Here is a 12461-nt window from a genome sequence, read left to right as displayed (position 1 = left end):
GGCACCTTTTCAGTTTCACTGAAAGATGAGCGGCACTAAACGAGGTCGTGGGGCTGCATGGTCAAAATGATCTTCCCGACGTTTGCGGAAGATTCCATTCTGCGATGCGCATCGGCAGCCCGCGCTAGCGCAAACGTGCTATCGACCACCGGCTCAAGGCTTCCGGCACCCTCGAAGCGATCAAGCCAGTGCTCGCGGAAGCGTTTGATCATGGCGTGCTTCTCCGGTTGCGTGCGCGACTTCATCACCGTGCCGATGATTTGCAGGTGGCGGTAAAGAATGTCCTCCAGCGCTACCGTCACGTTGCCGCCACCGCCGAGAATCCCCACCTGAACCAGACGGCCACCCTTGGCAAGGGACGCGATGTTGCGGGCGAAGTAGGGCTCACCGATAAAATCGATGATCACATCGACGCCGCGACCCTGGGTTTTGTCGGCGATCACCTCAGCGAAATCCTCGGTCTTGTAGTCGATCGCCACGTCTGCGCCCAAATGCTCGACACGCGCCAACTTGCTGCCTTCGGTGGTCGCATACACCGTAGCGCCGGTGGCGTAAGCCAACTGCACCGCAGCAGACCCGACGCCGCCAGCGGCCGCATGAATCAACACCGAATCGCCGGACTTGAGGCGCGCCAAGTGCATCATCGCTTCATGGGCGGTGACGAAGACCTCGGGAATGGCTGCCGCGTGTACATAGTCCAGCTGCGCAGGGATGTGCATGGCCATGCGGTAATCGATACGCGCCAGCTCGGCGTAGGCACCGCCGCCGACCACGCCCATGACGCGATCTCCCACCTCGAACCCGGCCACTGCGTTACCTTTGCCGATCACTTCGCCGGCGATTTCCAGGCCGATGATCAGCGAGTCGCCGAAATCCGGATGGCCGTAGCCACCGGTCCGGTGCGTCAGATCGGCACGGTTCACCCCGGCGGCATAGACACGCACCAGCAGGTCGTCAGGCCGCACTTCAGGATTGGCGACTTCGACGAGTTCAAGGACGTCTGGCGCACCGAATTCTCTGATGTTGATGGCTTTCATTCAGTTGTTCTCCGTTTCTCTGAACGTGGCGTTGGCGATAGCAGACGCAGTGATGGCGCCAGGGAAGCCCACATAGAAAGCCAGGTGCATGATCGCTGCCGCCAGTTCGTCTTGGGTCACTCCGTTGCCAGCCGCGCGGCGTAAGTGGGCAGGCAACTCTTCCGAGTGACCAGCGGCAATCAATGCCGCCACGGTGATCAGGCTACGGTCGCGCGGGGACAGCGCGGGATCGCTCCAGATTTGCGGATAAAGCGTCGAGTCCACGAATTGCGCCAGCTTTGGCGTGAACGCACGCGCGGCTTCGCGAGGACTGCTGAAATTGAGCTTGGACATGGGCGAGTTCCTTAAACCTGGCTGATGAATTTGTGGGTCAGATAGTGCTCGATGCCTTCAATACCGCCTTCGGAGCCGTGACCGCTTTCTTTCATGCCACCGAATGGGAGTTCGGTAGCGACGATGCGGTATTGGTTGATGCCGATCATCCCGGCCTCCAATCCGTCGGCGACATCAATGGCCGTGCGCGCACTGGAGGTGAACGCGTAGGCCGAAAGTCCGTAGGGCAGACGGTTGGCTTCTTGCAGTCCATCGGCCAGTTCATCGAACGGCATCAGCACGGCGATGGGGCCGAAGGGTTCTTCGTGCATGACGCGGGCGTTCATCGGCACATCCGCCAGAACGGTGGGCTGGAAGAAGTAGCCCTCGCCGGACAAAGCTTCGCCACCGGCCAATACCCGAGCGCCTTTTTCAACGGCATCGGCGACCAGTTCTTCCATTTTTGCCAATTGCCTTGGGTTGGCCAAAGGTCCGACTTGAGTATCCGGATGCAGACCGTCACCGATTCTCAGGGATTGGGTCGCCGCGACAAAGTGATCGACAAAAGCTTGATAGGCGCCACGCTGGATCAGAAACCGAGTGGATGAAATGCACACCTGCCCGGTGCCGCGAAAGCGATTGGCGACACCTTCGACGGCGGCTTTTTCAATGTCGGCATCTTCGAACACCAGCACCGGTCCGTGCCCACCCAGTTCAAGGGTGATGGGCTTCACGCCTTCGGCAGCGCGTGCAGACAGCAGGCGACCGATAGGCACTGAGCCGGTGAAGGTCACTTTGCGAATGGTCGGCGAGGCGATCAGATGGCTGGACACTTGATCCGGTACGCCGAAGACCACTTGCAGCACACCCTTGGGCAATCCTGCATCGTCGAGTGCACGCGCCAGGGCCAGTGCTGTGGAGGGACTTTCCTCACCCGGTTTGAGGATGACGCTGCAACCGGCGGCCAGTGCTGCCGAGAGCTTGCGTGCCGGGGTGATGGCCGGGAAATTCCACGGTGTAAATGCGGCCACCGGGCCGATGGCCTGGCGTTTGACCAGTTGCAACACGCCTGGCCGGTTGGCCGGGACCACCCGGCCATCGATACGCCGGGCGCTTTCGGCGAACCATTCGAAGTACTCCGCCGCACGGGTCACTTCATCCAGGCTTTCATTCAGCGGCTTGCCTTCCTCCAGGGTCATCTGCGCGGCGATCTGCGGTGCACGTTCGAGGATCAGGTCGGCGGCACGCTTGAGGATTTTTGCGCGTTGGTCAGGCACGGTCTGGCGCCATTGCTCGAAGCCCAGGCGAGTCACTTCAAGGGCGTGATCAAGGTCGCTCGCGGTGGCGAGAGGGACGCGGCCGATTTCCCGGCCGGTGGCCGGGTTGACGACGGCGGCGGTATCGCGCCCTTCGGCACTGATCCATTCACCACCGATGAAAAGATAAAGCGGGTCGTAGGAAGTCTTCATGATGTGCCCTTCAGTTGGTTGTCACAGATTCGTAAGAAACCCGGCGCCTGTTCAGGCGGCCTGTGCAACCAAGTCTATGGAAGGTGCGTCCCTTGATTTAGACGAGCCAGAGGGAATCATTGTTGTCGCCAGAGGTAATATCGAGCCGCAGGCCGAACGTGTAGCATCCGGGAAAAATGCGTGTTATCACGGGTAAGCGTCAGATCTACAGGAAGGTCGCGATGGATAAGCTTTCGAACATGTCGGTGTACATAAAGGTTGTCGAGATGGGCAGTTTCACGGCCGTGGCCAATCATCTGGACTCCACTGTAGGTAACGTATCGCGTGCTGTATCTGCGCTGGAAAACGTGCTCGATACACGCCTGCTGCAACGCTCGACCCGACGCCTGTCGGTCACCGATGCGGGGCGACGCTTCTATGAGCGCTGCACGAAGATCCTCGCTGATCTGGAGAGTGCCGAAGCCGAAGCCAGCAATGCCGCGCTGGAGCCTCGGGGAACACTGCGGGTGCATTGCGTTCCCGGACTGGCCCGGCATCTGGTCACCGGGGCTGTGCTGGAGTACCGCCAGCAATTCCCGGAGGTGACCGTGGATTTATTGCTCTCGCAACGCATGCCGAACCTGTTGGAAGACCAACTGGATGTTTCGATTCTGATTGCCCGCGCGCTCCCCGATTCGGCGTATGTCAGCCAAAAGATCGGTGTCAGCCATTGTGTGCTGGTGGCGTCGCCAGACTATCTGGCGCGGCATGCGGCCCCGGAAACGCCTGAAGACCTGCGTGATCATCAGTGTCTGCTGTTGGGCACCGTGGACTATGTGCGGGACGAGTGGCAGCTCAAGAGCAAGGCCGGGGACGCGACGTTTGTCCCGACAGGGCCAAGTTTCAGCGTTAACGATATGGATGCGATGGCGCTGGCCATCCGAGAGGGCGCGGGGATTGGCTTGCTGGCCGGGTTTACGGCCATCGATGATTTGCGCTCCGGCAAGCTCGTGCGGGTTTTGCCTGACTACCATACCTATGAGCGCAACGTGTATGCCGTCTATACCTCTCGGCAGTTTGTCGATGCAAAAATCACCCGGTTTATTGAAACGCTGAAAGATCGGGTTGGCAGTCGACTGGCAGCCACGGCCCAAGCACTGATCGATTGAAACGCTGTGGGGCAAAAAGGTATTTGCGCCTCGATGAGACCACTCTCCGAGGCGCAATGATGGGCGAACAGCTGACTTAGCCCTGGCTGCAACGGCCCATGACGTTATAGGCCAGTACGTGTTGTTTGCCCTGCGAATCCTGGTAGGTCATGTGCGTCGGTACCACTGCGCAAACATCCGGCACCGGGTCTTCAGAGATGACCTTGGCGACATCCAGATGGGTGCCGTAGCGATATTGCTCGACCTGTTGAGTCTTTGCAGAACCGTCCTGTGCCGCTACCACTGAACTGAAGCCCAACAGTGCGACGATGATCATTGCCGTTTTCATGATGAGATTTCCTAAAGTAAGTTTGGTCTTGCTGGCAGGACGAACTTTAGGCTCGAGGGTTTTGCGGAAACAGGCGCGGATCAGGGAAAGACTTTTATCAATTCCGAACACAATCGTGCAGTGTCTGACGTTACGGGCGCTCTACAAGGTCCGGCGTGGCGGTGACAGTAACCGGGCTAGAGTGCCGCGCACCTTCGGATGCGCGGCAAGCAGTGTTTCGACGCTCACGAAACTGTCGCGAGACGAACCTGGCTTTTACAACGCAAACGTAGTCCCCCGGGTATTCACAAACAGTGAATAGATCGAGTGACTGCTAGCCATGAACAGCCGATTGCCTTCGCGTCCCCCGAAGCACAAATTCGGGCAGCGCTCTGGCAGGGAAATGTGCCCGATCGCCTTGCCCTGCGGATTGAACACGCGCACGCCGTCGAGTTTTTCCAGGTCGGCCTTGGGATCACCATTGCCGCCCCAGCCGCACCACAGATTGCCGGCTTCGTCGCATTTGATGCCGTCGATCGCGGCATATTCCAGCCCTTCGATGTGCTTGCGGCGCTCGCCCAGTGTGCCGTCGTCCTTCACCGCAATCGCCCAGATCAGGCGATTGGGCTTGGCGCGACCTTCAACGACGTACAGGGTTTTCTCATCGGGAGAAAAGCACAGACCGTTGGGGCCGTTGAGGTCGTCGATGACCCGCGTGACTTTTTTGCTCTCGCCGTCGATGCGGTACGCCGCGTGGGGCTGGCTCGGGGTGATCTTGTGGCCTTCGTAGTTGTTGCCGGTCTGGAAGGGCGGGTCGGTGAACCAGATCGAGCCGTCACTTTTGCAGACGATGTCGTTGGGCGAGTTGAAGGGCTTGCCGTCGAAGCTGTCGGCCAGCACGGTGATCGTGCCATTGGCTTCGGTGCGCGTGATGCGCCGACCTTCGCTGGTGGTGGTGGAGCCTTCGCAGACAATCAGACGCCCTTGGCGATCCCGGCACATGCCGTTGGAAAAGTTGGAGTGTTCGCGGTACACGCTGAAGGTGTCGGTGATTTCGTCCCAGCGCATGATGCGATTATTGGGGATGTCGCTGACCAACAAATAGCGGCCATCACCAACCCACACCGGTCCTTCGGCCCAGCGCATACCGGTGGCAAGTTTTTCAACACTGGCGTTGAAAACACGTAGGTCGAGGAAGCTGTCGTCGAGGATATGAATCAGCGGATCCGGGTAGCGCTGACTCAAGGGTTCGGCGGCTTCGGCGAGTCGGGGCAGTGTGGCACTGCCGACGGTGGCGAGCGTAGCGGAAACGGCGAGGGATTTTTTCAGGAAGCTGCGGCGGGTATTGCCTTGCGCTCGGTCAGGGCTTTCAGGTCGAGCGGACAGGGATGAGTCCATGTAGCGATCTCCGTGGTTTTATTTATTTTCGGGGAGACGTAGTAATACCTTGTGATAGGACATCGTACAAGTTGTTCGTTGTCCGCGAGTTGTAGGGCGCTTGTCCATAAGCGCCCTGTTTGATTAGCGGTCAAGCCAGCCTTTGATCTGCGCGCAGACAGCTTGTGTAGATATGCCATAACGATCGTGCAATGTCGGCAATGCCCCCGCGTCCAGAAACGCATCGGGCAAGGCGATCTGCCGGAACGTTGGGGTGACCCCGTTACGCAGCAGCACCCCGGCAACGGCCTCGCCAAGACCACCAATGATCGAACTGTTTTCTGCGGTAACCACCAGTCGACCGGATTTGCGAGCCTCGGCAAGAATGGCTTGCTCATCCAACGGTTTTATCGTCGGTACGTGCAGCACGGCGACATCGACGCCATCGGCTTGCAGTTCCTTGGCTGCCTCCAGTGCACGCATGGTCATCAGGCCGGTGGAGATGATCAGCACATCGTTACCGGTGCGCAGGGTTTTGGCTTTGCCGATCTCGAACTGATAGCCGTATTCGTCAAGAACCAGCGGTACATTTCCGCGCAGCAAACGCATGTATACAGGCCCTTGATGCGCGGCGATGGCGGGTACAGCCTGCTCGATTTCCAGGGCATCGCAGGGGTCGACAATCATCAGGTTGGGCATGGCACGGAAGATAGCCAGATCATCGGTGGCCTGATGGCTGGGGCCGTAACCGGTGGTGAGGCCGGGCAGGCCGCAGACGATTTTGACGTTGAGGTTTTCCTCTGCGATGGCCATGCAGATGAAGTCATAGGCGCGCCGCGAAGCAAACACCGCATAGGTCGTGGCAAAGGGTACGAAACCTTCACGGGCCATGCCTGCGGCTGCACTCATCAGCAGTTGTTCGGCCATGCCCATTTGATAGAACCGGTCCGGGTGGGCCTTGGCAAAGATGTGCAGGTCGGTGTATTTGGACAGGTCGGCGGACAGGCCGACGATGTCCTGGCGCTGATCGGCCAGCGCCGCCAGCGCATGACCGAAGGGTGCGGCTTTGGTGGCTTGGCCCTCCGAAGCAATGGACGCGATCATCGCCGACGTGGTCAGGCGTTTCTTGCTCGGCTCGGCAGTCGGCATGGGTGTTTTGACGGCGTTGTTCATTGGTTTTTTCCTTCTTCAAGATTACGCAGCGCCAGGTCCCATTCGTGCTCTTCCACACGGATGAAGTGGGTTTTTTCGCGGGTTTCCAGGAAGGGCACGCCTTTGCCCATTTTGGTGTCGCAGATGATCACTCGTGGTTGGCTGCCAGAATGATTGCGCGCGGCATCGAATGCGCTGACCAGCGCCTCCAGATCATTGCCGTCGACGCGCTGGGTGAACCAGCCAAATGCCTGCCAGCGATCGACGATGGGTTCGAACGAAAGGATTTCACTGGAGTGACCGTCAGCTTGCTGGTTGTTGACGTCGACGATGGCGATCAGGTTGTCGAGCTTCCAGTGCGAAGCCGACATGATCGCTTCCCACGTCGAGCCTTCGTTCAACTCGCCATCGGACAGCAGGTTGTAGACGAAGGAGGGCGAACCTTTGCGCTTGAGTCCCAGGCAGGCGCCGACCGCGATGCCCAACCCCTGGCCCAGCGAGCCGCCGGTGATTTCCATGCCCGGGGTGTAGGCGGCCATGCCCGACATCGGCAAGCGGCTGTCGTCCGAGCCGTAGGTTTCCAGCTCATCGAGCGGGATGATTTCGGCTTCGATCAGCGCTGCGTACAGCGCAATGGCGTAGTGACCGATGGAGAGGTAGAAGCGATCGCGCTGCTCCCATTCTGGGTCTGCGGGGCGATGGTTCATCGCATGAAAGTAAGACACCGCCAGCAGATCGGCAGCGCCGAGGGCCTGGCCGACGTAGCCCTGACCCTGGACCTGGCCCATGCGCAGCGCATGGCGGCGAATGTTGTGCGCGCGCTCCGTCAGGCTCAGGGATGCAGCGTGTGAAAGATTAGTCGTCATGATGAAACTCCGTTAACTCAACGATTGACCAGGGCGGCGGGAATGCGCAGGACCAGACAGGCACCGAGGAACAGCACGCCCGTGATCAGGTACATGCCGATGGCGCTGGAGCCGGTCAGGGTGGTGATCCAGCCGATCAGATAAGGCGAGCAGAACCCGGCGAGATTGGCGAAGCTGTTGACCGCTGCGATGCCGGCGGCGGCAGAGACCCCGCCGAGCAGCGTGGTGGGCAGCATCCAGAACAGTGACGTCGCCGACAAAATGCCGGAAGCGGCCAGGCACAGACTGAGGATCGACAGCGTCGAATTGCCGCCCATCAGCGCCGCCAGGCTCAAACCGATCGCCCCGGCAATCATCGGTACGATGAGGTGCCAGCGGCGCTCGCGATGTTTGTCACCGCTGCGGCCCACCAACAACATCGCGACGATGGCGCACAGGTAGGGCAGGCTGGTCATGAAGCCGATGTGCAACGGGTCGGAAACCCCTGCATTGCGCACCAGCGTGGGCAGCCAGAAGGTGATTGCGTACTGGCCCATCACCACGCAAAAGTAGATGGTCGCCAGCAGCCACAAGCGGCGATCGCGAATGAATTCGCCAACCGACGCGTGAGTGACCTTTTGCTGATCGTCTTCGGCCAGCTCGCGGCTGATCAAGGCTTTTTCTTCGTCATTCAGCCAAGTGGCCTGATGCACGCCGTCTTTCAGATAGCTCAGCACCAGCAGCCCGACGACCACGGTTGGCACCGCCTCCAGAACGAACATCCACTGCCAGCCGGCCCAGCCGTGCACGCCGGCAAAGTGGTTCATGATCCAGCCGGAGAGCGGGCCACCGACCATGCCTGACAGCGGAATGGCGATGAACCACAACACGGTCATGCGTGCCCGACGGTAGGACGGAAACCAGTAGGTGAGGTAGAGCAACAGGCCCGGTGCCAGGCCGGCCTCGGCAATCCCCAGCAAAAAGCGCAGCGCATAGAATTGCCACGCGGTTTCGACGAAGGCGAACAGCGCCGAGACGATGCCCCAGGTGATCATGATCCGCGCGATCCATACACGCGCACCGACCTTGTGCAGAATGATGTTGCTGGGCACTTCGCAGAGGAAATAACCGATGAAGAACACGCCAGCACCAAGTCCGTAGACCGTTTCGCTGAGGGCCAGATCGTTCATCATTTGCAGCTTGGCGAAGCCGACGTTGACCCGATCCAGATAGGCGCACAAATAGCACAGCATCAAGAAAGGCATCAGGCGCCAGGCCGTTTTGCGATAGGCAGAGGAGCGCACGGTCGAAACCGCTTCGAGCGACAGGGTAGTCATGATGGTCTGATCTCTTGTTTTTATTGACCGCCAGGCCATCAGGCCCGGCTGCGTCATCGATCCAGAACCGCACGGGCCGCACAGGCCCGCCCAGAAGTACTCAGTGAATCAGCATGCCGCCGTTCACATCCAAAGTGATGCCAGTCAGATAAGAGGACAAGTCGCTGGCGAGAAACAGCGCAGCGTTGGCGACGTCCTGCGCCTCTCCCAGGCGACCCAGCGGAATGCCGTCGATGATGGCGTGACGGCGCTCATCCTGCATCAGGCCGCCGGTAATGTCGGTGTGGATCAGGCCCGGCGCGATGGAGTTGACGCGAATGTTGTCGGGGCCCAGCTCCCGCGCCATGGCTTTGCCCAGCCCCAGCACTCCGGCCTTGGCCGCGCTGTAATGCGGGCCGCCGAAAATGCCGCCACCGCGTTGGGCAGACACGGACGACATGCAGACGATGCTGCCGCAGGCCTGTTGACGCATGTGCGGAATCACCGCTTGGGACATGAGCAGGGTGCCACGCAGGCTGACGTCCAGCACCTTGTCGTAGTCCGAAGGACGAATGTCGAGGGTTTTGAGTGGCTGGGTGATGCCGGCGTTGTTGACGAGGATATCAATACGACCCAAGTGCTCGATGATGGTGGCAACGGCTTGCTGAACCTGCGCCTCGTCCGCGACGTTAGCCGCCAGTCCCAGGTGACCTTCGCCCAGCGACGCAGCGGCGTCACGCGCTGCGGATGCATCCAGATCAAGGATCACGACACGAGCGCCTTGTTGTGCGAACGTTGTCGCTGTAGCGCGGCCGATGCCACGGGCAGATGCGGCACCGGTAATGATTGCGACTTTGCCTTGGAGAAGCATGGAGGAATACCTCGAATTGTTTTTATTGGCCCGGTTCGCAATGAACCGATGACTCAGCTTGTCCTCCAGACCGGCCCTGAGCAATAACGCAAACTTCACTGGGTGCTGAAAAAAATTCAGCGCTCGCCAGCGCTGTCTGCCAATGCTTGAATAGCCATAATCCCGGCCCAAGCCCCTTGCAGCGGAAAAACAATCATCATGAGTTCATCTGGCGATGCACCTGCGACCCTGCCACCCCTGAAAGCCATTCAGGCCTTTGAACAAACGGCACGCTTCGGCAACGTTGCCCGCGCGGCCGAAGTGCTGGACTTGACCCCGTCAGCGGTCAGTCATCAATTGGCCAAACTGGAAGCGATGATCGGGCGTCAGTTATTTCTCAGAACAGCCAGAGGCGTGACGTTGACGCCAGTGGGCGAGCAATACCTGACCGAAGTGTCCGGCATTCTGCACAGCCTCGCGGTGGCGACAGAACGCGCCGCCAGCGATGTCAGCCTCGATTGCCTGCGCTTGCATTCGTCACCCAGCTTCGGGCTGCTGTGGCTGATGCCGCGGCTGGAACAGTTTCGCCAGAGTCATCCTGATATCCAGCTCAACCTTTCCTGTTCTTACGAATCCCTGCATTTCAGTCGCGACAAGATCGATGTCGACATCCGTCACGGCATGCCGAACTGGCCAAGTTTCGAAGTCCGTACGGTGCGCAATGAAAAGATCGCGGTGCTCGCGTCGCCGAAACTGCTGCAGCAACGCCCGATCCGCACAGTCGCGGATCTGCTCGACTGCAATCTGATCCTGTCGGAAGCGACGCTGATCAAGTGGCCGCAGCTGTTTGCTCAACATGGCCTGTCGCGTCCGGAAAAACCCTATTCACTCAGCTTTGACCGCTCGTACATGACGTTGGAGGCGGCCAGCCACGGTCTTGGGTTTGCGCTGGAAAGCACGCTGCTTGCGCAGGATTATCTGGCGCGTGGTGCTTTAGTCGAGGTAGCGCCGGGGCTGAGTGCCCCGATCACCGCACACCACCTGGTGTTCCCGAGAGCGCACGCCGGTTTTCCGCGGGTCAGGCGATTTCTGGAGTGGATGCAGAATGAGCTGGGGCACGACTTCAACTACTGACAGTTATGTCATGAAGCCTGTGCCCGAATGTCGGGTATCTACTGATGTATCTCGGTCACGGACATGGTGAACACCAATCTGGATCTGCCCGCGTTGGAATAGGAGTGAGGTACATCGGTTTTCGCCACTGCCGAACTCCCGGCCGGAATGATCAGCTCGGTTTCCCCAACCGTGCATTTCAACGTGCCTTTCTCCACATGGAACAGTTCAAGCGTGCCTTGAGGGTGCCCCGCTGAAGCGAACGATTCACCGGGATGCATTTCCCAGCGCCACAACTCGATCATGTTCGGGCCGGACGTTCCTGCCAGGAGGCGCGCGGTCCCGCCAAGGTCGCCGGTCCAGAGCGTGGGGATATCCTGGCTTTCGATGATATGAGCAGAGGGGGCTTCGCTCACATTGACGATGTCGGCAACCGACAGGCCCAGCGCGGCGGCGATTTTGCAAAGAATGCCGATACTGGGATTCGCCGTGCATTTTTCTATTTCGACGACCATTCCCTTGCTCACTCCTGAGCGGCGAGAAAGCTCGTCCAAGGTGATTTTCTGTGCCTTGCGGGCTTGTTTGAGCGTGCGCGCGACGGCCAGGCTGACGGCTTGAGCATCAGCCCCCGGGGTAGTCGACAAGCTGGCATTCATGGTCATTGATCAGGTTCAGAAAAAAATGTGGCGGAATTCTCGGTCTTTACCGGACGTGGCGTCAATCGGCTCACCCGCACGACGGTCATTATATTGACTGTATTGGTCATCACTGGCTAGCATGAAACGATATTTGAATCCTGGAGGTTTTTGATGCTGTCCGTACTGCCGTTGATCGATCAAGCCGTTGCAGAACTGGCGCCGGAGTTCCGGGCCCTGAGCATTGTGGTGGAGGCTGCACCACTCACTCATCCTGAAGTTGCCCGGGCTGCTCTGGATCATGCGTGCAAGGCCGTGCAGGCGGGTGGGCCAAGCTGGGGCGAAGCTCACCTTGCCGCCTGGGCCGACGCCTTCAGAAAGTTCGGGGCCAAGCCGCAGCGCACGCCTTGTTCAGCCGAAGCGTTGCGTAAAAGGGTTTTACGTGACGGGACCTTGCCGAGCCTCGATCCCATCGTCGATCTCTACAACGCCATCAGTATCGAGTACGCCATTCCGGTGGGCGGGGAAAACATAGACGCCTATTCAGGCGCTCCGCAGCTTGTCGTCGCCGGTGGCAGCGAGCCGTTTGACACGATGAAAGAGGGCGTTCCTGCTGTCGAGTATCCGGATGCCGGCGAGGTGGTCTGGCGTGATGACAAAGGCGTGACCTGCCGCCGCTGGAATTGGCGGCAAGGTGTCAGAACGCGCCTTGGGGCCGATGCGCAGAACATGTGGTTCATTCTGGAGAGTTTGCCCGCGATGCCACTTGAAGCCCTGACTGAAGCGGGGGACAAGCTGATCGCAGGTTTGCAGCAAATGATGCCCGGCGTGCAGATTGAAAGCTCGCTGATTGGCCCTGGGGCCAACTAGCCGACAGACCAATGAAAAGAGCCTCGATGA

The 12461-nt window shown here is 59.5% G+C and carries 13 protein-coding genes; 3 read left to right on the top strand and 10 right to left on the bottom strand.

What is annotated here, in order from left to right; translation table 11 throughout:
- Positions 1-35: 35 nt before the first annotated feature.
- From ACM6IV_RS26545 to ACM6IV_RS26535, 3 genes are read right to left on the bottom strand one after another with little or no spacing between them, the layout of a single operon-like run.
- A complete protein-coding gene (locus ACM6IV_RS26545; RefSeq protein WP_414872319.1) occupies positions 36-1037 on the bottom strand; it encodes an NAD(P)H-quinone oxidoreductase in 1002 nt (333 codons plus the stop codon).
- Positions 1038-1370 (bottom strand): carboxymuconolactone decarboxylase family protein, encoded by a 333-nt coding sequence (locus tag ACM6IV_RS26540; protein WP_414872318.1) that lies wholly within the window; start codon positions 1368-1370, stop codon positions 1038-1040. It lies immediately after the preceding gene.
- Positions 1371-1381: 11 nt separating this feature from the next.
- Entirely contained in the window at positions 1382-2818 is a 1437-nt protein-coding gene (locus ACM6IV_RS26535; protein WP_414872317.1) for an NAD-dependent succinate-semialdehyde dehydrogenase, read from the bottom strand.
- Between the two features lie 221 nt (positions 2819-3039).
- Between ACM6IV_RS26535 and ACM6IV_RS26530 the strand changes: the two genes are divergently transcribed.
- Positions 3040-3966: a LysR family transcriptional regulator gene (locus tag ACM6IV_RS26530; protein WP_414872316.1), complete on the top strand. Its 927-nt coding sequence runs from the start codon at positions 3040-3042 to the stop codon at positions 3964-3966.
- 76 nt (positions 3967-4042) lie between these two features.
- Here ACM6IV_RS26530 and ACM6IV_RS26525 read toward each other — a convergent pair whose 3' ends face one another.
- The 6 genes from ACM6IV_RS26525 to ACM6IV_RS26500 all read right to left on the bottom strand — a co-directional run bounded on the left by ACM6IV_RS26525 (position 4043) and on the right by ACM6IV_RS26500 (position 9834).
- Positions 4043-4294, bottom strand: a complete 252-nt coding sequence (locus ACM6IV_RS26525; protein WP_414872315.1) for a DUF2790 domain-containing protein — start codon at positions 4292-4294, stop codon at positions 4043-4045.
- 255 nt (positions 4295-4549) lie between these two features.
- Positions 4550-5671, bottom strand: coding sequence for an SMP-30/gluconolactonase/LRE family protein (locus tag ACM6IV_RS26520; protein ID WP_414872314.1), 1122 nt, complete (start codon positions 5669-5671; stop codon positions 4550-4552).
- A gap of 123 nt (positions 5672-5794) precedes the next feature.
- Positions 5795-6823, bottom strand: coding sequence for a transketolase family protein (locus ACM6IV_RS26515; protein ID WP_414872313.1), 1029 nt, complete (start codon positions 6821-6823; stop codon positions 5795-5797).
- A complete protein-coding gene (locus ACM6IV_RS26510) occupies positions 6820-7668 on the bottom strand; it encodes a transketolase (protein ID WP_414872312.1) in 849 nt (282 codons plus the stop codon). Before ACM6IV_RS26510 ends, ACM6IV_RS26515 begins: the two co-directional genes overlap by 4 nt.
- Before the next feature lie 17 nt (positions 7669-7685).
- A complete protein-coding gene (locus ACM6IV_RS26505) occupies positions 7686-8984 on the bottom strand; it encodes an MFS transporter (RefSeq protein ID WP_414872311.1) in 1299 nt (432 codons plus the stop codon).
- A gap of 100 nt (positions 8985-9084) precedes the next feature.
- Positions 9085-9834, bottom strand: a complete 750-nt coding sequence (locus tag ACM6IV_RS26500; RefSeq protein WP_414872310.1) for an SDR family NAD(P)-dependent oxidoreductase — start codon at positions 9832-9834, stop codon at positions 9085-9087.
- Positions 9835-10032: 198 nt separating this feature from the next.
- Here ACM6IV_RS26500 and ACM6IV_RS26495 point away from each other — a divergent pair, with 198 nt between their 5' ends.
- Positions 10033-10947 (top strand): LysR substrate-binding domain-containing protein, encoded by a 915-nt coding sequence (locus ACM6IV_RS26495; RefSeq protein ID WP_414872309.1) that lies wholly within the window; start codon positions 10033-10035, stop codon positions 10945-10947.
- A gap of 38 nt (positions 10948-10985) precedes the next feature.
- Here ACM6IV_RS26495 and ACM6IV_RS26490 read toward each other — a convergent pair whose 3' ends face one another.
- Positions 10986-11582 carry an XRE family transcriptional regulator gene (locus ACM6IV_RS26490; protein ID WP_414872308.1) on the bottom strand — a complete coding sequence of 199 codons (597 nt, stop codon included), beginning with the start codon at positions 11580-11582 and terminating at the stop codon, positions 10986-10988.
- Between the two features lie 153 nt (positions 11583-11735).
- Here ACM6IV_RS26490 and ACM6IV_RS26485 point away from each other — a divergent pair, with 153 nt between their 5' ends.
- On the top strand, positions 11736-12431 hold the full coding sequence (locus ACM6IV_RS26485; protein WP_414872307.1) for a B3/4 domain-containing protein: 696 nt from the start codon (positions 11736-11738) through the stop codon (positions 12429-12431).
- Positions 12432-12461: the final 30 nt, after the last annotated feature.

Origin of the sequence: Pseudomonas sp. IT-347P (assembly GCF_949768005.1) — a bacterium.
Taxonomy (GTDB): domain Bacteria; phylum Pseudomonadota; class Gammaproteobacteria; order Pseudomonadales; family Pseudomonadaceae; genus Aquipseudomonas.
The sequence above is the reverse complement of the archived record's forward strand: the minus strand, read 5'-3'. Positions and strand labels throughout refer to the sequence as shown.

Bases quoted from the DNA above. Each gene is read 5' to 3' on its own strand.
- ACM6IV_RS26485 (WP_414872307.1), top strand. From the start codon at position 11,736: ATGCTGTCCGTACTGCCGTTGATCGATCAAGCCGTTGCAGAACTGGCG.
- ACM6IV_RS26495 (WP_414872309.1), top strand. From the start codon at position 10,033: ATGAGTTCATCTGGCGATGCACCTGCGACCCTGCCACCCCTGAAAGCC.
- ACM6IV_RS26505 (WP_414872311.1), bottom strand. From the start codon at position 8,984: ATGACTACCCTGTCGCTCGAAGCGGTTTCGACCGTGCGCTCCTCTGCC.
- ACM6IV_RS26490 (WP_414872308.1), bottom strand. From the start codon at position 11,582: ATGAATGCCAGCTTGTCGACTACCCCGGGGGCTGATGCTCAAGCCGTC.
- ACM6IV_RS26535 (WP_414872317.1), bottom strand. From the start codon at position 2,818: ATGAAGACTTCCTACGACCCGCTTTATCTTTTCATCGGTGGTGAATGG.
- ACM6IV_RS26510 (WP_414872312.1), bottom strand. From the start codon at position 7,668: ATGACGACTAATCTTTCACACGCTGCATCCCTGAGCCTGACGGAGCGC.
- ACM6IV_RS26520 (WP_414872314.1), bottom strand. From the start codon at position 5,671: ATGGACTCATCCCTGTCCGCTCGACCTGAAAGCCCTGACCGAGCGCAA.
- ACM6IV_RS26545 (WP_414872319.1), bottom strand. From the start codon at position 1,037: ATGAAAGCCATCAACATCAGAGAATTCGGTGCGCCAGACGTCCTTGAA.
- ACM6IV_RS26530 (WP_414872316.1), top strand. From the start codon at position 3,040: ATGGATAAGCTTTCGAACATGTCGGTGTACATAAAGGTTGTCGAGATG.
- ACM6IV_RS26540 (WP_414872318.1), bottom strand. From the start codon at position 1,370: ATGTCCAAGCTCAATTTCAGCAGTCCTCGCGAAGCCGCGCGTGCGTTC.
- ACM6IV_RS26500 (WP_414872310.1), bottom strand. From the start codon at position 9,834: ATGCTTCTCCAAGGCAAAGTCGCAATCATTACCGGTGCCGCATCTGCC.
- ACM6IV_RS26515 (WP_414872313.1), bottom strand. From the start codon at position 6,823: ATGAACAACGCCGTCAAAACACCCATGCCGACTGCCGAGCCGAGCAAG.
- ACM6IV_RS26525 (WP_414872315.1), bottom strand. From the start codon at position 4,294: ATGAAAACGGCAATGATCATCGTCGCACTGTTGGGCTTCAGTTCAGTG.